21 protein-coding genes are annotated in these 22,480 nt (G+C 54.5%); 3 read left to right on the top strand and 18 right to left on the bottom strand.

Going from position 1 to position 22,480, the window contains the following annotated elements; all coding sequences use genetic code 11:
• Positions 1–193: 193 nt before the first annotated feature.
• Positions 194–1,576: a glutathione-disulfide reductase gene (gorA, locus tag U738_RS08565; protein WP_035579285.1), complete on the bottom strand. Its 1,383-nt coding sequence runs from the start codon at positions 1,574–1,576 to the stop codon at positions 194–196.
• Positions 1,577–1,795: 219 nt separating this feature from the next.
• Between gorA and can the strand changes: the two genes are divergently transcribed.
• Positions 1,796–2,443, top strand: coding sequence for a carbonate dehydratase (can, locus tag U738_RS08560; protein ID WP_035579283.1), 648 nt, complete (start codon positions 1,796–1,798; stop codon positions 2,441–2,443).
• A gap of 57 nt (positions 2,444–2,500) precedes the next feature.
• Here the strand turns inward: can and U738_RS08555 are convergent, their stop codons facing one another.
• The 7 genes from U738_RS08555 to galU form a co-directional block, all read right to left on the bottom strand.
• The gene (locus U738_RS08555) at positions 2,501–3,028 is read right to left on the bottom strand and encodes a cytochrome c (RefSeq protein WP_035579281.1); all 528 of its coding nucleotides are present in this window, start codon (positions 3,026–3,028) and stop codon (positions 2,501–2,503) included.
• Positions 3,029–3,077: 49 nt separating this feature from the next.
• Positions 3,078–3,722, bottom strand: coding sequence for a peptide-methionine (S)-S-oxide reductase MsrA (gene msrA / locus U738_RS08550; protein WP_035579279.1), 645 nt, complete (start codon positions 3,720–3,722; stop codon positions 3,078–3,080).
• Between the two features lie 11 nt (positions 3,723–3,733).
• Positions 3,734–7,810 carry an autotransporter assembly complex protein TamB gene (gene tamB / locus U738_RS08545; protein WP_081899071.1) on the bottom strand — a complete coding sequence of 1,359 codons (4,077 nt, stop codon included), beginning with the start codon at positions 7,808–7,810 and terminating at the stop codon, positions 3,734–3,736.
• Between the two features lie 9 nt (positions 7,811–7,819).
• Positions 7,820–9,673, bottom strand: coding sequence for an autotransporter assembly complex protein TamA (tamA, locus tag U738_RS08540; protein ID WP_035579275.1), 1,854 nt, complete (start codon positions 9,671–9,673; stop codon positions 7,820–7,822).
• Between the two features lie 107 nt (positions 9,674–9,780).
• Positions 9,781–10,614, bottom strand: coding sequence for a hypothetical protein (locus U738_RS08535; RefSeq protein ID WP_035579273.1), 834 nt, complete (start codon positions 10,612–10,614; stop codon positions 9,781–9,783).
• A gap of 9 nt (positions 10,615–10,623) precedes the next feature.
• Positions 10,624–11,916: a nucleotide sugar dehydrogenase gene (locus tag U738_RS08530; RefSeq protein ID WP_035579270.1), complete on the bottom strand. Its 1,293-nt coding sequence runs from the start codon at positions 11,914–11,916 to the stop codon at positions 10,624–10,626.
• A 3-nt stretch (positions 11,917–11,919) separates the two neighbouring features.
• Positions 11,920–12,810: a UTP--glucose-1-phosphate uridylyltransferase GalU gene (galU, locus tag U738_RS08525; RefSeq protein WP_035579268.1), complete on the bottom strand. Its 891-nt coding sequence runs from the start codon at positions 12,808–12,810 to the stop codon at positions 11,920–11,922.
• A 171-nt stretch (positions 12,811–12,981) separates the two neighbouring features.
• Between galU and ubiG the strand changes: the two genes are divergently transcribed.
• Together ubiG and U738_RS08515 are read left to right on the top strand one after the other, a co-directional pair.
• Positions 12,982–13,725, top strand: a complete 744-nt coding sequence (gene ubiG / locus U738_RS08520) for a bifunctional 2-polyprenyl-6-hydroxyphenol methylase/3-demethylubiquinol 3-O-methyltransferase UbiG (protein ID WP_035579266.1) — start codon at positions 12,982–12,984, stop codon at positions 13,723–13,725.
• Complete coding sequence (locus tag U738_RS08515) at positions 13,726–14,394, top strand: HAD-IA family hydrolase (RefSeq protein WP_035579264.1); 669 nt, start codon at positions 13,726–13,728, stop codon at positions 14,392–14,394.
• A 27-nt stretch (positions 14,395–14,421) separates the two neighbouring features.
• Here U738_RS08515 and U738_RS08510 read toward each other — a convergent pair whose 3' ends face one another.
• The 10 genes from U738_RS08510 to ruvA form a co-directional block, all read right to left on the bottom strand.
• Entirely contained in the window at positions 14,422–15,183 is a 762-nt protein-coding gene (locus U738_RS08510) for a YciK family oxidoreductase (RefSeq protein WP_035579263.1), read from the bottom strand.
• A 35-nt stretch (positions 15,184–15,218) separates the two neighbouring features.
• On the bottom strand, positions 15,219–16,013 hold the full coding sequence (gene ybgF / locus U738_RS08505) for a tol-pal system protein YbgF (RefSeq protein ID WP_035579261.1): 795 nt from the start codon (positions 16,011–16,013) through the stop codon (positions 15,219–15,221).
• 50 nt (positions 16,014–16,063) lie between these two features.
• The gene (pal, locus tag U738_RS08500; RefSeq protein ID WP_035579258.1) at positions 16,064–16,603 is read right to left on the bottom strand and encodes a peptidoglycan-associated lipoprotein Pal; all 540 of its coding nucleotides are present in this window, start codon (positions 16,601–16,603) and stop codon (positions 16,064–16,066) included.
• Positions 16,604–16,643: 40 nt separating this feature from the next.
• Positions 16,644–17,936: a Tol-Pal system beta propeller repeat protein TolB gene (gene tolB, locus U738_RS08495; protein ID WP_035579256.1), complete on the bottom strand. Its 1,293-nt coding sequence runs from the start codon at positions 17,934–17,936 to the stop codon at positions 16,644–16,646.
• Positions 17,936–19,114, bottom strand: coding sequence for a cell envelope integrity protein TolA (gene tolA / locus U738_RS08490; protein ID WP_035583356.1), 1,179 nt, complete (start codon positions 19,112–19,114; stop codon positions 17,936–17,938). Before tolA ends, tolB begins: the two co-directional genes overlap by 1 nt.
• Positions 19,115–19,127: 13 nt before the next feature.
• A complete protein-coding gene (gene tolR, locus U738_RS08485; protein WP_035579254.1) occupies positions 19,128–19,565 on the bottom strand; it encodes a protein TolR in 438 nt (145 codons plus the stop codon).
• Positions 19,566–19,576: 11 nt separating this feature from the next.
• Positions 19,577–20,272, bottom strand: coding sequence for a protein TolQ (gene tolQ, locus U738_RS08480; RefSeq protein ID WP_035579252.1), 696 nt, complete (start codon positions 20,270–20,272; stop codon positions 19,577–19,579).
• 58 nt (positions 20,273–20,330) lie between these two features.
• Complete coding sequence (ybgC, locus tag U738_RS08475; protein ID WP_269449296.1) at positions 20,331–20,744, bottom strand: tol-pal system-associated acyl-CoA thioesterase; 414 nt, start codon at positions 20,742–20,744, stop codon at positions 20,331–20,333.
• Complete coding sequence (ruvB, locus tag U738_RS08470; protein ID WP_035579250.1) at positions 20,741–21,778, bottom strand: Holliday junction branch migration DNA helicase RuvB; 1,038 nt, start codon at positions 21,776–21,778, stop codon at positions 20,741–20,743. Before ruvB ends, ybgC begins: the two co-directional genes overlap by 4 nt.
• Before the next feature lie 73 nt (positions 21,779–21,851).
• Positions 21,852–22,460: a Holliday junction branch migration protein RuvA gene (gene ruvA / locus U738_RS08465; protein WP_035583352.1), complete on the bottom strand. Its 609-nt coding sequence runs from the start codon at positions 22,458–22,460 to the stop codon at positions 21,852–21,854.
• Positions 22,461–22,480 lie beyond the last annotated feature (20 nt).

The raw sequence follows: 22,480 nt of genomic DNA, 5'->3' as shown, positions 1-22,480 counted from the left end.
TCATTATAACAGCTGATTATGAGCAATTCAAAAACCATATTATTCTCCAACTCACTTTCCATAATTTTTTGTTATGAGCGGATAATCCAAAATGCCCGTTCACGCCAACCACTTCGCCGCTCTCACTTATAGAATAGTGCAAGTAGCCGGGAAAAAAGCGTGCCTACGGGCACGCCTCACGGTCTTTAAGCTATTACCGGCGGGTGAGCGTACGTAGCGTGACAAACTCTTCAGCCCCGGTTGGGTGAATGCCCACGGTGCGATCAAAGTCCTGCTTGGTAAGGCCTGCTCTAACCGCAATGGCAATGCCCTGAATGATTTCCCCCGCATCGTCACCGACCATATGAGCTCCCACCACCACGTCTGTCGCATCATCCACGATCAGTTTCATTAGCGTACGCTCTTGGCTACCCGACAGCGTATGCTTCATGGCACGAAAATCGGTGCTATACACGCGTATATGGGTAAATTTATCCCGCGCAGCCTGTTCAGAAAGCCCTACGGTACCAATATTGGGATGGCAAAAAACAGCGGTTGGAATCGTGGTGTAATCCAACGGCTGCGGGGTCGTATCGGCAAAGTGAACATCAACAAGCTGCATCGCCTCTGCCAAGGCTACCGGGGTTAGTTCAGGCCCAGCGATTAGATCGCCTAGCGCGAGAACAGAAGGCAGCGCTGTTTCAAATCGCTCATTAACAGGGACTTTTCCCGATTCATCCAAGCTCAACCCCAACGCTTCAAGCCCTAAATCACCAATGTTGGCTTTTCGCCCAGTGGCTGCGAGCACCACATCGACTTCAAGCACATCACCGTTGGTAAGATGCACGTTGTAGGCATCGTGGCTGGGCTCAATGCGCTCAATGTTGGTGTTGAAGTGAATATTGACGCCCTTCCTTTGCATTTCAGCGCAGGTAAACTCGCGAACCTGCTGATCAAAGCCTTTCAAAAACATTTCGCCGCGGTAGATGAGATGTGTCTCACTGCCCAGCCCATTAAAGATACTGGAAAATTCCACCGCAATATAGCCACCGCCCAGCACTAGAAAACGCTTGGGGAAGGTATCCAGATCAAAAATCTGATTGGAATCCAAGGCGTGCTCACTGCCAGGAAAATCGGGTACCCAGGGCCATCCACCGGTAGCGAGGAGGATTTTTTGCGCCGTTACCGATATATCGCCTTGCTCGCCACTCAACGTTACCGTATGAGCGTCAGCCAAGCGTGCTCGGGCGTTGAACAGCGTGACCCCAGCACCTTCCAGCATGCGCTGATAAATGCCATTGAGGCGTTTAATTTCGCTGATCTTATTATCACGCAGCGTGGCCCAGTCAAAGCTGGCAGGGCCTGGTAGCTGCCAACCAAAACCTACTGCATCGTCAAAGCTGTCATGAAAATGAGCAGCGTACGAGTAGAGCTTTTTGGGCACACAACCAACGTTGACGCAGGTTCCGCCCAGGTAGCGGTCTTCGGCGATCGCCACCTTGGCGCCGGTGGCGGCAGCCATACGCGCCGCGCGCACACCCCCTGAGCCTGCGCCGATCACCAGAAGGTCATATTCGTATTCAGAAACGTCTGCCATGCTTTGCTCCTGGGGAGTTAGAATTTGTATTAATCAATAGTCGTAGTGCCCATGGGCCAAGTGCGGTGGTTGACCTGACTGCCAAGGGAGGTTAAAACCTTCTGCGGCTATTTTGAACTAGCTCATATTTTATACAGTCCCTAATTTTATACTGCGTAGGGTTTGATATTCCGTTTACCTACCAGCAATTTGAAACCCCTCAACCTTACTGGAGACGCTATGTCTGACCCTATAGCCACACTACTTGATAATAATCGCGCCTGGGCTGAGCGCATGTGCGAAGAAGACCCCGACTACTTTAAACGCCTCTCGAACCAGCAAAACCCGGATTATTTATGGATTGGCTGCTCCGATAGCCGCGTGCCTGCGAACCAAATTATCGCTCTCCCGCCTGGAGAGGTATTTGTCCATCGTAACGTCGCCAACCTGCTTCACCATACCGATATGAATGCCCTCTCGGTGGTTCAATTCGCGGTGGATGTCCTTAAAGTCAGCCATATCATGATTGTCGGCCATTACGGTTGCGGGGGCATTAAGGCCGCCATGATGGGAGGTGAATGCGGCGTGGTGGATTACTGGCTGCATTCGGTGCGCGAACAGTACAACCACCACCGGAGCTCGTTGGATCATCTCCCGCTGGAGGATCAAATCGATCGCATGTGCGAACTCAACGTTAAAGCCCAGGTGAATAGCTTATGCCGCACCAAGATTTTGCAGCGCGCCTGGCAGCGTGGCCAGCAAATCTCCGTGCATGGCTGGGTGTATGGGTTAAGCGATGGTCGCGTTAAAGACCTGAATTGCACCGTAAGTGGCCTAGAACAAGTGGAAACGCTTTACCGTATTGATCGTATCCAGCAGGGCGACTAAGCGCCCTCCCCCAGCGTCTACTTTTCAAGTCGCTATTCTCCGATACCTACCGCTACGCTAGTCGTAGCGGTAGGTACGATGACAGCTCTTACAGCTTGCCCCTACCTCTGAAAGCGCGCTAGCAGTGTCACGGGGATTCTGTTGCTCGGCCACGTCTATCAAATTGGCGATTTTATCCTCAAGGTCGGTAAAACCGGCAGCGAACTGATCCCACTCCTCCCAAATAGAGGCCCGCGCCTCGGAACCACTACCATGTGTCCCGTTGATAAAGGCTGGCAGTAAATGCTCTGCACTGGCGCGCTCTTGAAGCTCCATTAGGCGTGGCGTGGCGACCTCAAAATCCTGGTTATTAACCAGGTCAAAGCGCAGCTGACGCACCAGACTTTCAATATCTTTAAGCTCCTCACGGCGCCAAATCACGGCTTCGCGTTCGCTTGCGAATGGCGTGTCGCTAACGGCCTGCGGCATGGCTAACGCATTTAGCTCCTCACCAGCCCAGGCCAGCGGCGTGCAAATTAGTAACGCCAAGGCACTGCCCACCGCGGCGTGACCAGAAGCCCTTTTCAAGCGATGACGTTGCTGCATACTGGCTTCCTGTCGATGATTCGCTGATAAACAATTTTAACAAGCGTTGTTAACCGATGGGGCACGTGACACCTGTGCCTTTTAAGCCGCAGTAACCATGGGGATTTTTATCAAGGTACTGCTGATGATAAGCCTCTGCATAATAAAACGCTTCGAGTGGCTTAATCTCAGTGGTGATCGCTCCCCTACCCGCTTTGTCGAGCGCCTGCTGATAGGTAGCCGCACTCTGCTCGGCTGCCGCTTGCTGCGCTTCGCTGGTGGTGAAAATGGCGGAGCGGTACTGGGAGCCAACATCATTACCCTGACGGTTGCCCTGGGTCGGATCGTGCTGTTCCCAAAAAACCTGCAGCAGCGTTTCCAGCTCTACTTGCTTAGGGTCATAAATTACCCGCACCACTTCTGTGTGGCCAGTACGCCCTGTGCATGTCTCATCGTAGGTGGGGTTAGGCGTCTCGCCGCCAGCATAACCTGCCGCGGTGACGAAGACTCCGGGCAACTGCCAAAACAGACGCTCAACGCCCCAGAAACAGCCCATACCCAGCACGATCTCCTCGTGACCTTCGGGAAATGGCGGATGTAGCGAATGGCCGTTAATGGTATGTACATCGCTTGTCTTTATAGGCATATCGCGCCCCGGTAGTACACGGCTCGCATTTGAAGCCGTATTGGAAAATGTATTTGAAAACAATGACATATCGCCCTCACTTATTGCTGCTGTATGATTTCAGGATCACCGGATCGGGTGAAGGTGTAGATTAAATCCACCGCTTGGTTGGTACCCGATACGGCCTGTACATAGAGGTTGCGCCACAGCGTGTAGCGTAGTGTTAGTTCGGCAATCGGCGAGAAAATTCCCACGCCGTAACTAATCCTTAAATCATCGGTGAGTTGGCCACTAACGGCGACTTGACTGTCGTCACCGGCACCGGCGGTATCCAGCGTTAAGTCGTCAATACCGAAGGCTTCGCCAATGGAGCCCACCGCCCCACCGGTGCGCCCTAATGACATACCTATTAGTGCTGTTGTTAGCGCGCTATCAACACCGCCCCCTGAAGCATCCGGCGCGCGCCCCCGTAACAGATAGGAGAGTGCACGAGATTCATCCATCGCCGGTTCAGAAAAGATCAGGACGTTCGGTGCTTCAGCACTGCCCGTCACCCGCAAGCCCGCGATCACATCATCTTCGGTCACGTCAGGGTTGCGAATAGCCTCGAAGTCGAGTGTCGGCAGACCTGGCGGGCCGCTAAACAGCAGTTCACCGCGACGAATAACCAGGTCTTGGCCGAACGCCTGGAAACGTCCATCAACCAAATTAACATCGCCAAACAGCTGCAACGCCCCGCTGCTTTGGCGAATTTCCAGCGCGCCTCCTAATCCCGACTCAAGACCGTAGGCTGAAATTTGCATATCACGGCCCAGGGTTAAGGTTACCAGCACATCAATGGCCATGCCGCTGGCGGCAAGCTCATCAGCAGCGCTGGGCCCGTCTTCATTGGCAGCCGCGCGCTGGGCCTCTATTTCCGCCTGACGATCGTCGCGTTCGGTAATAATGACTTCGTCGCCACTCGGCGTGACGGCTGATGAGGGCATATCGCCAATTTCAAGCCGCGCCCAGGGTAAATTGACATCCCCTCTTACTTGTAGCCTTTCCGGCGTGACCCGGATACGGATATCCGGCGCTACCTCAAGACGGCCAAACTGGGGGAGTACCACCAAGATAGGCTCTTGAACGGCATTCAGGTCAACGCCTATCCGCCAATCATCGCCGCTTGGCCAATACGCATCACCGGTAATTTCCAGGCGGCCCCGCTCGGCGGCCAGGTAGCCATCTATATCGCCCTGTTCACCGTCGAAAGAGACCACCATTTCGCCACCCTGAACATCGACAGGAATATCCGGACCACTCACCCCTATACCGCGTAGCCCAAGCTGACCCTGTAAATCAGGCTGAGCGGTCGAGCCGGAAATTTGCACACTGCCACTAAGATCCCCCTCCAATCGGTCCATGCCTACCAACATGGGCCGATAGGGCTGCAGCGACACATCATTGGCGCGTAGTTCACCTGACAGTGCACCGGCCCCCAAGGGATCATTAATGGTTAGGTCTAAATTGAGATCGCCCGCCTCGGCAAGCGAAAGCGATACATTGGTGTCTGCCCGGGCTTGGGTGGCTTCAATCTGCGCGTCTAAACTAATCTCCGGCAGTGGAACAGGCTGACCATAATCATTAACGGCGGTAATCGCAAGTTCGCTAAGAATTTGCAGATCGGCCTGCCATTGGGCGCCACCCTGGCGCCAGTTAGCAGCAAGATCCGCCGTTGTATCGCCCTCTAACTGCCACTCTTCCGGCAAAAAAGGCTCCAGCATTTCCATCGGCACTTCACGTACCGAAAGCACAGCATTGCCCTGCTGCGCAGAGGCATTGATTTCCTCTTCAGAACAGACCAGCCCGCCCTGCTCACGGCGCAGACAGAACGACGATAGACGTGCCGCGCCATTCGCTAGGTTGTAGCGCACGTCCAGGGGGGCTTCCAAGCGTATATCTCCAGCGTCAGAATCGATTTCCAGCGGTGTTACGCGAGCTTGATACACCTGGCCCGGCTGGTCAAAACGGCCATCCAAGGCAATCAGTGCACGGCTTAAAACATTATTGTCTGCCCCCAGGGCAGACAGCTCAAGCTGATGTTCAGAGAGGCGCCCGGAAAGGTTTGCCTCAATGTTTGCCAGCGACTGCCCACCGGCATTGACGTTTTGTAGCGCCAGTTGTACGTCAAGCGTGGGGTCATCGATGCCCTGTACATCGGCATCCAGCGTCAACCGTTCAACCCGGTTCTCGCCAAAACGCACGCCATCACCCTGTAAATTGGCAAGTAACTGGGGCTGATTAAAACTGCCACTAGCCTCTAGCGTACCCACGACAGTGCCAGCCAAGTCTGGTGAGAGGGTTTGCAGCTGGCGTAGTGCAATATCCGCATTTAACGACATGGCCTGTTCGCTGACTTGACCGGCTGCTTCTAGGCGATTATCCCCCTGGGTGAACAGCAGTTCATCAATATCCAGTTCCAGGTTGCTGTTAGCGTCAAAGGCCGCTTGCAGGGTTAACGGGTAGTCACGCAGTTCACCGTCGATCGCTAAGTTGGGCACGCTAATGGCCCACAGTTCCCCTTGCTGGCGCAGCCTAAGCTCAATGTCGCCGTTTAAATCGCCCTCTAGCTGATCGACGAAGTGGGCCGGATTAAACTGATCCAAACGAATGGTCGTGTTGACCTGTAGCGGTGCTGCCCAGCTGATATTGCCTTCGCTGCGCAGGGAGCTTTCGTCGACCACGAGGGTGAGAGGTTGCCAGCTAAACTGCTCAAGATCACCCTCTCCGTCGACGTTAATTTGCGTACGCGGCAGGCTGGGGCCCTCAACCGCCATAGCAAGTTGCGCGCTATAATCGCTAAGGCTTCCGGTTATTTGTAGATTCAGGTCATCAACTATATAGGGGGCGGGGGCAACATCGCCATCGGCTTGGGCAGTCTCTTCTTCGCTGCTGTCATCTATACGCTCATCGCTGCTGTCAGTTTCGCTTGCAGGCAGCGGCCACTGAACTTGATCGCTTTGCAACTGTAGTTGAAACGGTAGCGTTGGTGCTAGTGCGTCGACTTGACCGCTTAGTGACGCATTGACCGCACCGGATGCCTCCAACTGCGCTTCAAGTGCATCCAGTGTGCCGGACAGCGTTAACGTTAACGTCTCGCCACTAAGTTGAGGATAAATCTCAGGTAAAAACAACGCTACGTTTAAGCGGGCATCGAGTGGATAGTTGCCGCTTAAGGTTGCGTTAGCCGTTAACTCAGCCTCAGCATCCGGGGTAACCAAGGAAAGCTCGGTTAACTCAACGTTATTTCCCTCGGTTAGCAACCCTAGCCGCAGACGCTCAACGCGATACTCGGTGGCCCCTTCAAGACGAAAATCGTTGAGCGTGAATTCAGGTAGCTGAATATCGATCGGTAGCGTGATTTCGGGTAATTCCAGGCGCTCGCGTGCTTCGAGCTGCTCTTCTAACGATTCAACTGCTGCCACGGCCTCTTGTTGCGGCTGGTTGAGCAATATAGCGGCATCGATGGTTGCGGCATCAAGCGGCGTTTGTATGCCTTGCGTTAGCAGGGTACCCGCCGATGGGGGTAAATAAACGCGGGGCTGCTCCAGGTGCGTTGGCGAGAGGCGCACTTGGGTGCCTTCAGCAATGGCCGCCGAGCTTAAAGATTGCCACGCTATCTCGGTACCATCGGCTAACCGCAAGCTGACATCGTCCAGTAGTAGCGAACGCAGTTCGATGGGAAAAGGAAAATGAATAGCCAACGGCGCTCCTTCCTCTTCGGGAGGTGGTGGCTGCTCGCTGGATGAACCTAAGCGGATGTCGGCGCCCACTACACGCAGGGTGTCGATACATAAGCGCCCTGACAGTACACAGTCATCCGCCCACTGGAGCTCAAACTCATCCACGCTGACGCGGGTTTCACCCAGCTGTAGTTGGAAATCTTCGAGCTGAAAATGGTCGAGCAACCCGCCTTCATGATGAGCGTAGGAAAAAAAATCACGCTGCTCACCCTGTGAAAGCAACACCCCGGTGCCCCAGGGAGATAACGCCACCCCAACAATCAGCGCCACAATGCCGAACAGCCAAATCGGTAGCACGATAACTAAACGCACAAAGCTCCAGAACAGAAGCCAAGCGCGATACCGGGGAGACAATATACGGCGTTTATCAGATGAAGCTGGTGCAACCTGGGACAAATCTTTCTCCTAGAATTCCGGGCCGATAGAAAAGTGCAAACGCCAATCGTCTTCATGGTCAAAGGGGTGGGCAATGTCAAAACGAATCGGCCCTACCGGTGAGACCCAGCGCACCCCGGCCCCAGCACCGGTTTTCAAATCATTGGGGCCCCAGTTATCAAAGGCGTCGCCGTTATCCACGAAAGTGGCCCCCCACCAATTTCCCGTCACCCGGCGCTGATACTCAAGGGTTGAGGTGAGCATTTGTTGGCCGCCGCGCAGTCGACCCTCTTCGTTGCGGGGGGATAAGCTCTCATAGGAGTAGCCGCGTACACTACGGTCGCCGCCCGCGAAAAAACGCAGCGATGGCGGTATTTTAGCAAAGTCATCCGTTTCAATAGCGCCCAAACTAATTCTCGCCAAGAAGCGGTTATCGTTGCCGATCATACGAATCCACTCCGTATCCCCCGTGATGCGCGCGAACTTAGCATCCGAGCCCCAGACGGTGTCCGAGTACTCTACAGAAAGCTGCTGGCGGTCACCCCATAATGGAAAGCGCTGAGGGCGTGTTCGGGTGCGAGACCACTGGATACCTGGATAGAATAACCATACTTGATCCGCTTCACCGCCCTGCTCGAAGTCCTCGTAGGTAGTGCGGAAATAGAGTGTTTGAACCCAGTCGTTATCGAATTGCCATCGCCGAGCTAGTTCGACAGTGCCTTCTATTGACTGAGTATCGCTATCGTCGATATTACGGATGCCGTATTGAAGCCGGTAGCTATCGCGCAACGGGTCTTCAAGCGGTACGTTATACACGCCGGTAAAACGCTGCTCCGGGGCGGATAAATAGAGATCATGATCAAGGCTATGGCCATAGCGATTAATCCACGGCTGCTCCCAACCAAAGCGCAGTCGCGGCCCGACATCAGTGGCGTAGCCAATACCCACTTCAAACTGATGACGGTCAGCCGGTTCAACGCTGACATCAATAGGCAACTGGGTATCACTGGGTTTATTAAGGCTTAGCGCGCTAGCCAAAGCAGCGCTGGTAACGCGTGGGCGCTCTGGCTGTGAAGCCGTTGCTTCACTCCACCAAGGGGCTCCGCCGCCGGCAGGAGCAATCACCAGCTCTTGAGCAGTTTCAAGGCGTGGACGCACGGAAACTGAGCTAAACCAGCCGGTTTCCGCAAGCGATTGATTATAGTCGGCTAGGGTTTGCGCCAAATAGGGATCACCGCTTTCAAAGGGTTGCATGCGGAGCAATCGATCTAGTTCAATATGGCTGCCGGTGATCGAGGTTTCACCAAACTGATAGCGAGGGCCGCTATCAAAATCCATATAGAGGCGGGCACTTTGCAAATACGGGCGTACTTCCATACGCCGATCGGTAAATCCCCAGTCAAAGTAACCTCGCTCGATAGCCAATCCGGAAAATTGGCTGCTGAGTCGATCCCAAGGGGCATGTCGCAGCACATCCCCCTCTTCCAGAGGAAAGTCTTCTACGGCCTGCTGAAAAGGCCGATCTTCACTGGCATCGCCTGCCACATTGATGGACAGAATTTCAATTTCAACCTGAGGCCCAGGCTCAATTTCAAGCTGCACACGCTCGTCAGTGGCGCTTTCAAGGGTTATCTCAGGTTCGTAATAGCCATAAACGCGCATGGCTTCCTGGGTGCGACGGCGAATTTCACCTTCTAAACGCACCTCAGTATATTGCGTTGCATCGATATTCTGTAAATAGGCTTGGATGTTGCCTTCAACCTCATCGGAAACACCCGTAATCGTTGCCTCTAGTGCCCATGTTCCAGGTGATACGCACAACATCGGTAGCACTACAATAAACGAGCGTCCTGTGGCTGATGTCCATCGCCGTTGTCTTCCCATACATTTTTATCCCAACCTAAATCAGCGGCTTCATCGACTAAGCCCAACGCATTACCATATTTAAAGATTAAGCAGTCACTCTCATACTTACGACGCAACACAGCTTATTAACGCAACATTTCTAGCTGAGCACTGAAGGCAAGCTGTGCTTGGCGTACTTGGCGCACATCGCTTTCTAGCGAATTTAGGCGTTGAGCCCACTCTTGCTCCAATGCTTCCAAGGCCTCTTGATCCGCCGGCGCTTCTACCTCCGCCAGTGACGCTGAAAAAGATGTTTCCAGCTCATCAAAACGAGCCTCTATCGCGGTTCTTTGCGCTGACAGCTGCTCTTCCCAGTCACTGCTAACATCGTTGATCTGACTATCCAGTACCGAGAGACGCTGTTCGGTCAATTGCTCCAGGTGGGACACTTCCTCCACAAGGTTTTGACGACCGGATGTACCCGTTTGTTCCAATGCATCGAGAGATTCCCGCATCGCCATGAGCTGTCCGTCGCGCGACTCGGCCTGTTCCCTGAGCTGGGTCAACTGTTGCATCAGCGTATTGATCGAATCACTGGAAACCATATCCTCGTTAGTGGTGAGCAAACTGTATAACTCTTCGCGGGTAGTGGCCAACGACATAGAGAGCTGCTCCTGCTCTTGGAAAAGCGTCGACATCTGAGCTTGTACAAAGGTTATCGTATCTTGTACGTCAGTGTCATCCGAATCCAGGCGAGCATGCACATTGGAAACCTCTCCACTCACTCGGTGCAGCTCAGCTAACAGTCGTTCACGCTCGTACCAAAGTCCTGCCGCCGAGGCGCCCAATAGCGCAATGATCAGTAGCAAACATAACCATAGCGGCCATAGGGTGGGCCCCTTTCGGTGGCGCAAGTGTTGCGCCGTCAAGCTTTGATCCACATCGGGCACGATACGAGAGGATCCGGTGGCGTCTGGCATGACATTTCCTCAAAGAGTCTTCGGGTCGGCACGACGGCCAATACCTCGGTACATTAATCCACAGCTGGCAACAAACTCGGGATCGTAAATATTGCGCCCATCTAATACGAGTTTAGCGTTTAATAGCGAACCGAGCCGGTGCCAGTCAGGGTTCCAATACGTTTTCCATTCGGTCACCAGCATCAGCACATCGGCCCCTTCACAGGCTTGATAGGGGTCATGAGTATAGGTGCGCAGGTCGTCGCGCTCGCCTACCAAGGCGCGCAGAGCAGGCACCGCCGCGGGGTCATGGAGCTGAACCTTAATACCCTGCGCCCATAGCGCCTCGAGCAGCGTTAATACCGGCGCATGGTCAATACGTGCAGTGCCGGGCTTAAACGCAGCCCCCCAAATCGCCACGGTTTTACCCGCCATTTCGCCAGCAAAGTGAGCCCACAGCTTGCGAAACAGGGTCTCTTTTTTCTGCTCGTTAATATCCATCACCTGCTCAAGCAGCGCGGAGTAACGGCCACTTTGCAGTTGAACATCGGCCAGGCGCATCAAATCCCGGGAGAAATTCGGCCCGCCAAAGCCACACCCTGGGTAGAGGTACTCAAAACCGATGCGTGAGTCGGCGCCCATTCCCTGTCGAACATGTTCAACATCTACCCCCAGGGTATCAGCCAAGCCAGCAATTTCATTCATATAACTGATGCGCGTAGCGAGCATGCCGTTAATGGCCAGCTTAGTGAGCTCTGCCGCGCGGCGTGGCATACACTGAAATACTTCGCTGCGGCGATTAAACGCGCGTAACAGCTCTCTGGTGACCTGCTCTCCCGTTGCATCATCACAACCCAGCAGACGCCTGGTGGGGCGAGTAAAAGAGTCCCACGCGCGGCCCTCTTCCAGCGTATCGGGAAGCGCCACACTGGTGTGTTGTGCTCCCATCAGGGCATGCAGGCGCTCGGTTTCGCCGACCGGAAACGTTGAGTTATTGATAAGCACAATGCCCTGCTGCTCAGCTAACAGCGGATCTTCAACCAGAGCACTCGCCGAATTGCGCTGCGCGGGAGATAACGCCAGCCAAATCACTTCAGGTGTGGCAGCCTCCTGAAGCTGTTCTATGACTTGAAGCGTCCCCTCCGCCAAGCCTTGTTCCAGATGTGCCATCAGAAGGGGTTCGCTGCGTAGCCAGTCCACCTGGGAAAGTGCGGACCAGGGGGCATCAGCGTGCGGTAACCACTGCACCTGATGTCCCACCCAGGCCAACGCCGCCGCCGCTGTCGCCGCGCTTAATTCGCTACCGTAAAGTAACACCCGCATGGGTTACTCTCCTTGGTGGTAACGTGATAGCAGGGCTTTGAAACCCTCGCCAAACTCGGGATGACGACGAGCATAAGCAAGCGTCGCTTCAAGGTAACCCAGCGGTTGGCCACAATCGTAGGTAGTGCCCTGCATACGGTAGGCCTGAACGCCCGACTGCTCGCGCAATGTTTCCAGCGCATCGGTGAGCTGTATTTCACCCCCGGCGCCCGGCGGCGTAGCTTCTAAAATGGAGAAAATATTCCCTGGCAGCGCGTAACGACCAATCACCGCCAGATTTGAGGGCGCGGCATCGCGCTTAGGCTTTTCCACCATACCCACTAAATCTGCCGACTGATTCGGTGCGGGCACGTCACCGGCTGGCGCCACGATGCCATATTTTTCAACTTGTTCCCAAGCCACCTCTTCCACCATCAGCTGCGCCGTTTGCTGCTGATCATACGCCGCTAACATACCGGCTAAATCCGTTGCTGAATTGGCACTATTATCGACCAACACATCGGGAAGCAGCACCGCAAAAGGTTCGTCGTCGCCAATGATCGGGCGAGCACATAGCACCGCATGCCCCAGTCCTAGCGGTACACCCTGGCGAATACTGATAATGCTAACGTTATCCGGCACCAGGTTGCGCAGCATCTCCAAAAGCTCGTGCTTACCTTTCGCTTCCAGGCTAGCTTCCAGCTCGGCGTGGGTATCGAAGTGGTTTTCAATCGCGCTTTTATTGCTACTGGTGACCAGTACAATTTCACGAATGCCTGCGGCAATCGCCTCTTCGACCACATATTGAATGACGGGCCTATCGACAATCGTAATCATCTCCTTGGGAATGGCCTTAGATGCAGGCAAGCAGCGAGTGCCAAACCCAGCGACAGGAAGTACGGCCTTGCGAATCATAGAGAGGTCCTTTTCATGCGTTCCGACACAGGAGTGGTTAGAATGTCCATAATACTGAAGGCGCGGATGGATGCCACCTCGCCAATGGACGATAACGAGTGTTAATGGTTAATAACCAGTGATTAGGCGTCAACTTTTTGCTTAATACTCAATGACAATGGGAGTCACAACATGCAAGCGACACCACAGGATAGCACTGCTGGTCACTATCAAGGCAACGTCGATGCAGCCGAAGTCGCTAAATTTGAAGCACTCGCTAGCCGCTGGTGGGATCCGCAGGGTGAATTTAAACCGCTCCATGAGATAAACCCTTTGCGCCTCGACTTCATCGATGCCCGGGCAGGCCTGGCGGGTAAAAAGGTGCTTGATGTGGGCTGTGGCGGCGGTATTTTAAGCGAATCGATGGCTAAGCGAGGGGCTAACGTCACCGGTATTGATCTTGGTGAAGCACCGTTAGCAGTAGCCAGGCTACATGCGGAAGAGCGTGGCGTTGAGGTTGATTATCAGCACATCAGCGTAGAAGCCATGGCGGTTCAAAAGCCCGGTTTTTACGATGCGGTGACCTGCATGGAAATGCTTGAGCACGTGCCCGACCCGGCATCTGTCATTCGTGCCTGCAGTGCCCTGGTTCGCCCAGGTGGCTATGTATTTTTCTCTACGCTAAATCGCACCGCCAAGTCTTACGCTTTCGCCATTTTAGGGGCCGAGTACGTGCTTAGACTGCTGCCCCGGGGCACGCATAACTATGCAAAATTTATTCGCCCTTCAGAAATGGCCGCCTGGTCTCGCGACAGTGGCTTGGAAGTACGTGAGCAGACAGGTCTTACCTATAACCCGTTAACCCGCCACTACCGCTTGGTTAGCCATGACGTTTCGGTTAACTACATGATGTACTGCCGCAAGGTGAGTGAATAAATGCCGATCCAAGCGCCTCAAGCGATACTCTTCGATCTAGACGGCACCCTGGTCGACACCGCTCCCGACTTAGCTCAAGCAACCAATGCGCTGCGTGTTCATCATGGCTTAGCCCCGCTCCCTTTTGAAGTCATTCGTCGCCAGGTCTCTAACGGCGGTAGTGCCCTGGTCACCCTGGCACTGGGGTTAGAATCCACATCAGACGGGCATTCTCAAGCGCGTCAGTTTTTGCTTGACGCCTATGAGCAGGCAGTTGCCGTTCACAGTCGGGTTTTCTCACCACTCGATGTATGGCTGAAGGAGTGGCATGGCGACCAGCGTCCCTGGGGAATTGTGACCAACAAACCGCGCCGCTATACCTTACCACTGCTGGAAGCCTTGGCTCTTCAGCCCGGTGCGCTGCTGTGTGCAGATGATCTAAACGTGAAAAAGCCAGCACCTGAGCCACTTTGGGAGGCTGCTCGCCGCCTAGGCGTTGAGCCTGCACAGTGCTGGTATATCGGCGATCATGCGCGGGATATCGAAGCCGCCATCGCTGCAGGCATGACCGCCGTAGCGGTGGGCTATGGCTATATCAGCGAAGAGGATGACTACCAGCAGTGGCCTGCCGATTTATGGTTTGCAGAGTGCGAGGCACTCGTCGATGCCCTCGGGGCGTTTAAACGCTAGCCGCCGAGCACATCGACATTTGAGTGTTTATACCCTGGGCGGCTGGGCATCAAACTTTTGGCCGCTCGTGCCTGTACTGTCGCGCCCCATCAGCCATAAGTAGGTAGGCATGATGTCTTCCGGGGTGCGTAGCGCTAAAGGATCTTCGCCGGGAAACGCGGTACGCCGCATTTGGGTACGCGTTGCCCCTGGGTTGAGCGAATTAACCCGGATATTGGGTTGGTTATCCAGCTCGTCGGCCAATACCTCAACAAACCCTTCGGTGGCGAACTTAGACACAGAGTAAGCGCCCCAGTAGGCGCGACCTTTGCGGCCAACGCTTGATGAGGTAAAAATCACCGAAGCATCCTCAGACGCTTGTAGCAGTGGCAATAGCGCCTGGGTCATCCAGATAGGCCCGTTAATATTCACCTGCATCACCTGCTGCCAAAGCTCAGGGTTATACTGCTCAAAGGGCGTGATGCGACCTAACAGTCCGGCGTTATGCAGTAAGCCATCCAAGCGGCCAAACTCTTTATCCAAGGTTTCCGCCATCTCATGAAAATCTTTGAGCGTGGCGCCTTCAAAGTTGAGCGGAAAAATCGCAGGCTGGGGGCCTCCGGCCGCTTCGATTTCATCGTAAACGCGCTCTAGCTTGGCAATGGTACGCCCCAATAGAATCACAGTGGCCCCGTGCTGGGCATAGCTTAATGCCGCGGCACGGCCAATGCCGTCCCCTGCGCCGGTTACCAACACGATGCGATTTTCCAACAGGTTGGGCGCTGGTTGATAGTCGATCTTGCAGCTCATGGTGATTCCCTGAAGCAAAAAAAGAGCAAAAAATATTAACTTGCTGATTGACGTAAAAAGTCATTGGCAAGGCCCGCGGCACTGCTTTGCGGGTAGTCATCACGTACTTGCTCAAGCAGCTCTCTACTTCGCTCTGCTTCGCCTTTACGCGCTTTCACCAAGCCTAGCTTATAGATCGCATCCGGCACTTTACTGCTGCCGCTATACTCATCGATTACACGGCTAAACGCTTGATCAGCAGCATCCAGCTCGCCCTCTGCAGCATATAGTTCACCGAGCCAGTAGTGACCATTAGCCGTTAGACTAGTATCAGGGTGGTCGCTAACAAAAGCTTCAAAGGCCGCAATCGCTTCGTCAAAACGGCGCGCCTGAACATGCGCAAAAGCCGCTTGATAGTCGGCCTGGGCATCCTCACTGACATTGCGACTTGAGGGTGCATTGACCACTTCCTCGGCAGCTTCAGGCTCTACCGCTGGGGTGGACTGCTCAATCTGGGTTGGACCGCTGCTCATCAGACGATCTTCAATATCGAGATATTGCTGCTGCGACTGGCGACGCAACTGCTCCAACTGGTGACGTAACTCTTCAATCTGACCACGTAGCTGCTGGATTTCCTGCTGGTGCTCCTGTACTTGGTTAAACAGTACAAGATTGCCACTGGACGCTTCCTGACGCTGCGTCTGCTGATAGAAGCTGCTGTTGGAATCGTTGGAAAGGTCTTGAACGAGCGGCTGTTGGGCGATGGCCGTTAGGGGCAATACGGACAGCGGGAGCACTAAGGCTCCCGCACCGCACAGCCTCTCAACGTAACGCTTGAGACTGTAATTCATGATGACTCCGGAGACGTAAACGGCGTGCGGTTAGCCGCACGCCGGATTCATCAGTAGTTAAATACGACGCGACGGTTCTGAGCGTAGGCGCTCTCGTCTTGGCCATTAACGGCTGGACGCTCTTCGCCATAGCTAACAACGCTCATTTGTGAAGAAGAGACGCCTTGAATATTCAGGAAGCGCTCTACTGCACCGGCACGACGCTCACCCAGCGCCATGTTGTATTCACGGGTACCGCGCTCATCCGTATGCCCGTGGAGAACCACCTGGGCATTAGGGTTGGCACGTAAATAGCGCGCATGAGCCATGACCACAGACTCGTACTCGCTTTTAATCGTATCGCGATCGTAATCGAAATAGATCGTGCGTACTTCTGGAATGCGTGAATCAGCCTGCTGACCAGCGCCTGAACCAGAAGTGGAACCATACTGACTGCCCGTGCCTGTACCTGAGGTGCTGGAACCGGTCGTGCTGCCATCCTGGCTACCGTACGAGTCACCGTCTTGGGTTCCGCCGGTGCTGGAACAGCCAGCGATTACTACGATAGATAGCGCTGCTGCTAATGAGCGAGCCAACGGTTTAAGTTGCATAATCAGACTCCTTGCCTGAAAACTAAAATTTCAATGTTAATCAATTTAAGAAGGGTGACCAAGCTGGATCACGAACATCGCCTTGTGCTGATGGCAGCCTGAATGATGAACGGCCATCGGCAGAAACAGCACTTAGCACCCCACTGTTACCCTGCTGGGTAGCGAAGATTACCATGGTCCCGTTCGGCGCAACACTAGGAGATTCATCTCTTGTTGATTCACTTAATACTACCAAGCGGTCGCCGCTTAGATCTTGCCTCGCTACTTGATAGCCACGGCTAGAACGGTGGATCAGGAATATCTGCTCGCCCTCGGGTGAGTAGCGACCGCGAGCGTTGTAGTTTCCGGTAAACGTCAGCCGTTGGGCCTCGCCACCACCCAATGCATATTGATAGAGCTGGGGGCCACCGCTACGATCCGAGGTAAACAGCAGGCTGCGTCCATCCGGTGCCCATGCGGGTTCCGTATCGATGCTGTTGTTATTAGTAATGCGCTCTACAGAACGGCTGCCGACATCCATAATATAAATTTCAGGCTGACCATCTTTAGACAGCGACATAGCGATACGCCGCCCGTCGGGTGACCACGCTGGCGCGCCGTTAATGCCTTCGAACGAGGTTGCTTGCACGCGCTGGCCAGTCGCTACATCTTGGATGTAAATAGCAGGACGCTCAGTTTCAAATGAGACATAGGCGAGCTTAGTGCCATCTGGCGACCACGCCGGTGACATGATCGGTTCGTCAGAGGTCAACACCTGCTCGCTACGGCGACCATCGGCGTCGGCAACGTACAGGCCAAACTGCATGTCGTCCCCTATACCCTGGGCCGTGACGTAAGCAATCTTGGTCGAGAAGGCACCACGAATATCGGTAATCTCTTCAAAGATTTGGTCGCTGATGTAGTGAGCAGCACCGCGCAGATCATTGCCCCTGACGGTGACGGTTTCACCCATCATCCGGCGTTGGCCGCTAATATCCATTAGCTCAAACTGCAGCTCAAAGCCGCCATCCGTCTGTTCGGCCGTACCTACCACCAAATAGCGCACGTCTAGCGAACGCCAAGTGCCGAACTCAACGTCGCCGGACTCGCTAGGCTGCTCAAACATATCGCCGCGCGCCAATGGGTCAAAGTATCCACTGCGCTCAAGATCATCTTGAACAATCTGTGCAACATCTTCAGGCAGGCCGTCTGAGCCTGCGAATGGCACAACACCTATCGGCAGTGCTTGATCGCTGCCTCGCGTGATTTCAATGGTTAAGTTAGCACTTGCCACACTGCTAAAAGTGATCAGCAAGCAAAATAACCAAAATTTCTTTAACACTTGAGTTTGCATCAACGGACTCCCCCTGGGGAAAAGTTCAAAGTGATATTGCGTCGGACTTCGCGCTGTTGATCTTCTGACAATTGTAGTAGCTCAGAAAACGGTGCCGCTTGCTCAACCGCCTGAACAATTGATTGATCAAAGGCACTATCGCCACTTGATGATGTTACGTTTACTAATAATACCTCCCCTGACGGCCCCAGGCGCACATTCACAGAAGCCCGCATACTATCACTTGATCCGCCGGGAATTATCCAGGCTTGTTCAATGGCGCGTTTCATTAAGTTACTAAAATTATTCGCAGCCTGCTCCGCTTGTTGGGCATTGGCAGCTGCTTCGGCTTCCCCTTCAAGCTGGCGCTGCATGGCTGCCTCTGCGGCTGCTTCCGCTTGACGTTGACGCTCTGCCTCCGCTTCACGACGTTGCTGCTCTTCAGCTTCACGTTGTCGCTGCGCCTCAGCCTCGCGCTCCCGTTGAGCCTCCTCTTGCTCACGAAGACGCTGCTCTTCAGCTTCACGCTGGCGTTCGGCTTCTGCTTCTTCGCGCTGCTGCTGTTCTGCCGCTTCACGCTGACGTTCAGCTTCTTCCGCTTCCCGGCGCTGTTGCTCTTCCGCTTCGCGCTGGCGTTCTGCTTCGGCCTCTTCGCGTTGCTGTTGCTCTGTGGCTTCCTGCTGGCGCTGCGCCTCTTCCACTTCACGTTGGCGCTGTGCGGCAGCTTCCGCTTCGGCTTCACGTTCAGCTGTTTCGGCCGCTTGCTGTTCAGCCTGCTCAGCCGCCTCTTCTGCTCTGCGCTGGGCTTCAGCCTCTGCAGTAGCACGCGCTTCTTCTAATGCTTGCTCTTCAGCTTCCGCCGCCTGCTGGGCGGCCTCTTCTGCTGCTTGCTGCTCGGCAGCAGCCTGCTGTTCACTGGCTGAAGGCTCCTCACTAGCTGAAGACTCTTCCGGCTCGGTAGGGGCTTCGGCGGGCGCATTCAATGCCGCTTGCTCTTCTGTGGCCTGCTGAGCCTGATCGGTAAACGTTTCGGTACTGACCAGTGTCGCCTGAACAATCGAGGAGCTATCGGGCTCTGCGTCTCGACTAGGCAGGCTGATCAAGCTAAACGCTACAATCGCGACGTGCACGCCTATCGCCAGCACAGTCGGCCATTTATAGCCGACATCTTGAGGATCGCGCGGGGCTTTCGGTGCCATGTGCAGCTTACCCTTACCCATCTTGCGGCGGCTCGGAAAGCAGCCCCACATTAGCCACACCGGCGCCTTGCAGGGTACTCATCAAGACGACAATCTGCCCATAGGCCACATTACGGTCACCGCGCACCATGACCGGTGTACCCGGACGGCGCTCAAGAATCGTCGTCACCCGCTGGGACATCTCGTCCAGGGTAACCGATGTGGAGTCTTCTCCCAGCGTGATGAAGTAGCCCCCGTCGCTGTCCACCGAGATAACGATGGGATCATTATCTTCCTGGGTCTCAATGGGTTGGGAGGTGACTTGCGGCAACTCTACTTGTACGCCCTGGGTCAACATCGGCGCGGTGATCATAAAAACCACTAGCAGTACCAGCATGACGTCGATAAAAGGGACGACGTTAATCTCCCCCATCGGCTTGCTTTTATTACTGCGATTGAACGGTCCTTGCATGGCTCTCTCCCTTAGCTGGCGCTCGGTTTGCCGTCACGACCTTGCAAATTGCGGTGCAGGATCGCGTGAAACTCTTCGGCAAAGTCTTCGTATTTGCCCAGCAGACGAGAGGATGAGTTGGACAGGCGGTTATAGAAAATCACCGCAGGAATCGCCGCAAATAGCCCCATGGCCGTTGCGATTAGCGCTTCGGCAATCCAAGGAGCCACCGTGGCAAGAGTGGCTTGCTGGGTGAGCGATAGGGCCTGAAACGAGCCCATGATGCCCCACACGGTGCCGAATAGGCCGATATAGGGGCTCGCAGAGGCCACTGTGGCAAGAAAGACCAAGTGTTGGGTTAAGCGATCCTCTTCCCGCGACCACGCCACGCGCATACTGCGCTGCACACCTTCCAGCACGGTATCCGGGTCGCGGGTTTTAGGCATCAAACGGTTAAATTCGCGAAAACCGGCTTGAAAAATATGCTCGGCGCCGTGGCGCGGGTCATCAGTAGGGATCTCACGGTAGAGCTCGTTTAAGTCGACACCTGACCAAAAAGATTCCTCAAATTGGTTGTACTCTTTCTTGGCACGGCCCAGCGCAATACTGCGCTGAAAAATCACTACCCAAGAGAGGATCGACCCCACCAGCAGTAGTAGCATTACCAGTTGCACTACCGTACTGGCATTCATTATCAAATGGGGAATGGACATGGTGTTATCGTTCACAGGTGCCCTCATCAATCTATTAGGGTCGGTATTGCCGACACAGTGAATGACCTCTTGGTTAAGAGGCCCGGGTCAAAACGTTAAGCGCTGCTGGCCATGCTTTGGGTCGCAAACGCTCGGTGCTCAAGCAGGCTATCTCGACTGTGGCAGAGCAAAGGAGTTCCTCAGCACGCCAAACCTGCTGTTCAAATGTCATCCGACAGCGCCCAACATCGCTAACGTTGGCGCTAATTTCCAACGCATCGTCTAAACAAGCCGGTTTCGCATAGTGACAGGCCAAGCGGTATACCACTAGCTGTGTACCTTCGTCTAGCAGCGTTTGCTGATCCAGGCCCAACTGGCGGAGCCATTCGCTGCGCGCACGCTCCATAAACTTCAAGTAGTTAACGTAGTAGACAATACCTCCCGCGTCAGTATCTTCCATATAAACACGCAGCGGCAGTCGGTAGCCTTCGCTTATGTAACGGCTCACGGACGGCGCTCTCCTTCCATGTCGGTTGCCTGTTCGTGGGGCACACGCTCAAAGTGCAGCCACGCTTGACGGGTAACCACCCGCCCACGAGGGGTGCGCATCATCAAGCCTTGTTGAATAAGATAGGGCTCAATCACATCTTCGATAGTGTCACGCTCTTCGCTGATGGCAGCGGCGAGCGAGTCAATGCCCACCGGCCCGCCATCAAATTTATCGATCATGGCCAGTAGCAGCCGTCGATCCATATGATCCAAACCGTGGTGATCCACATTAAGCATATTAAGGGCGGCATCAGCCATGGCCACATCGACGACGCCGTTACCTTTCATTTCGGCATAATCGCGCACCCGGCGTAGCAACCGGTTGGCTATTCGCGGCGTGCCGCGGGAGCGTCGGGCTATTTCAATGGCGCCATCGTGGCTGGTCTCAACCCCTAACAAACGCGCTGAACGCGAAACAATTTCCGTTAATTCTTCAAGATTATAAAACTCAAGCCGCTGAACGATACCAAACCGATCACGCAGTGGAGAGGTTAATAATCCTGCCCGGGTAGTCGCGCCCACCAGGGTAAAGCGGGGAAGGTCCAGCTTAATCGAACGTGCTGCAGGCCCTTCACCAATCATGATATCGAGCTGAAAATCTTCCATGGCAGGATAGAGCACTTCTTCAACTACCGGCGACAGCCGATGAATTTCGTCAATAAACAGTACGTCGCCAGGCTCTAAATTAGTCAACATGGCGGCTAAATCGCCGGCCCGCTCGAGCACTGGGCCGGAAGTCGATTTCATACCGACCCCCATCTCAGTGGCAATAATATGCGCGAGGGTCGTTTTACCTAACCCTGGGGGGCCGAATACCAGGGTGTGATCCAGACTCTCTTCGCGCTGCCGGGCAGCACCAATAAAGATTTCCAACTGTTCCCGTACACGCGGCTGGCCAATATAGTCATCCAGCCGCTTAGGACGAATAGCGTAATCAATGCGCCCCTCACCCTGTTCAGGCTCTGCGGCGATCAGCCGATCGTGTTCTAGCATAGGTGCTCTTCTTTATGGCGATTGCAAAAGGTCTACTCGTTATCCGCAACATCGGACTTATATCACTGTCTGGTTAGCAACTCATGCGCTGGGTAAGGGCGGCTTTGATCAGTGCTTCGGTGGACTGATTGGGGTCGATGTCGGCGAGCATTTTCGACGCCTCAGTCAGTTTATACCCCAAGCTAACCAAAGCGGCTTCCGCATCGGCAAGATTATTGCGGGCAGAGGCACGGCCATTGGTTGCTTCAAGGGGGAGTAGCGCGTTGCTGCCGTCTTCCCATTCTGGAAAACGGTCTCGCATTTCAATTATCAGCCGCTCAGCGGTTTTCTTACCCACCCCTGGCAGCGTTGTCAGCGCTTTACTGTCGTCATCACGCACGCAGCGCATAAAGGCGTCTTCGTCCATACCTGACAGGATGGCCAGTGCCAGCTTGGGCCCTACGCCATTGACCTTGATCAAGGCGCGGAACAGTGCACGCTCGTGCTCACGACCAAACCCATACAGTAGGTGTGCATCATCACGAATGGTCAGATGAGTGAATAATGAAACGCTCTCGTTCACCGCCGGGAGCGCGACCAGGGTATTCATTGAGGTTTCCAGCTCATAACCTACACCGTGAACATCAATCACAATCCAGGGTGGTTGCTTCGCCACTAGCTGGCCACTCAGACGTCCAATCATAAATTCGCTCGCACAGGGGT

Origin of the sequence: Halomonas sp. TG39a (assembly GCF_000744395.1) — a bacterium.
Lineage (GTDB): Bacteria > Pseudomonadota > Gammaproteobacteria > Pseudomonadales > Halomonadaceae > Vreelandella > Vreelandella ventosae_B.
The sequence above is the reverse complement of the archived record's forward strand: the minus strand, read 5'-3'. Positions and strand labels throughout refer to the sequence as shown.

Excerpts from the sequence above, each read along its gene's own strand:
- ubiG (WP_035579266.1), top strand. The coding sequence starts at position 12,982 with ATGCAAGCGACACCACAGGATAGCACTGCTGGTCACTATCAAGGCAAC.
- gorA (WP_035579285.1), bottom strand. The coding sequence starts at position 1,576 with ATGGCAGACGTTTCTGAATACGAATATGACCTTCTGGTGATCGGCGCA.
- U738_RS08535 (WP_035579273.1), bottom strand. The coding sequence starts at position 10,614 with ATGCCAGACGCCACCGGATCCTCTCGTATCGTGCCCGATGTGGATCAA.
- U738_RS08555 (WP_035579281.1), bottom strand. The coding sequence starts at position 3,028 with ATGCAGCAACGTCATCGCTTGAAAAGGGCTTCTGGTCACGCCGCGGTG.
- ybgF (WP_035579261.1), bottom strand. The coding sequence starts at position 16,013 with ATGAATTACAGTCTCAAGCGTTACGTTGAGAGGCTGTGCGGTGCGGGA.
- tolA (WP_035583356.1), bottom strand. The coding sequence starts at position 19,114 with ATGGCACCGAAAGCCCCGCGCGATCCTCAAGATGTCGGCTATAAATGG.
- galU (WP_035579268.1), bottom strand. The coding sequence starts at position 12,810 with ATGATTCGCAAGGCCGTACTTCCTGTCGCTGGGTTTGGCACTCGCTGC.
- can (WP_035579283.1), top strand. The coding sequence starts at position 1,796 with ATGTCTGACCCTATAGCCACACTACTTGATAATAATCGCGCCTGGGCT.
- pal (WP_035579258.1), bottom strand. The coding sequence starts at position 16,603 with ATGCAACTTAAACCGTTGGCTCGCTCATTAGCAGCAGCGCTATCTATC.
- tolR (WP_035579254.1), bottom strand. The coding sequence starts at position 19,565 with ATGCAAGGACCGTTCAATCGCAGTAATAAAAGCAAGCCGATGGGGGAG.
- ruvB (WP_035579250.1), bottom strand. The coding sequence starts at position 21,778 with ATGCTAGAACACGATCGGCTGATCGCCGCAGAGCCTGAACAGGGTGAG.
- msrA (WP_035579279.1), bottom strand. The coding sequence starts at position 3,722 with ATGTCATTGTTTTCAAATACATTTTCCAATACGGCTTCAAATGCGAGC.
- tolB (WP_035579256.1), bottom strand. The coding sequence starts at position 17,936 with ATGCAAACTCAAGTGTTAAAGAAATTTTGGTTATTTTGCTTGCTGATC.
- U738_RS08515 (WP_035579264.1), top strand. The coding sequence starts at position 13,726 with ATGCCGATCCAAGCGCCTCAAGCGATACTCTTCGATCTAGACGGCACC.
- tamA (WP_035579275.1), bottom strand. The coding sequence starts at position 9,673 with ATGGGAAGACAACGGCGATGGACATCAGCCACAGGACGCTCGTTTATT.
- U738_RS08530 (WP_035579270.1), bottom strand. The coding sequence starts at position 11,916 with ATGCGGGTGTTACTTTACGGTAGCGAATTAAGCGCGGCGACAGCGGCG.
- U738_RS08510 (WP_035579263.1), bottom strand. The coding sequence starts at position 15,183 with ATGAGCTGCAAGATCGACTATCAACCAGCGCCCAACCTGTTGGAAAAT.
- ruvA (WP_035583352.1), bottom strand. The coding sequence starts at position 22,460 with ATGATTGGACGTCTGAGTGGCCAGCTAGTGGCGAAGCAACCACCCTGG.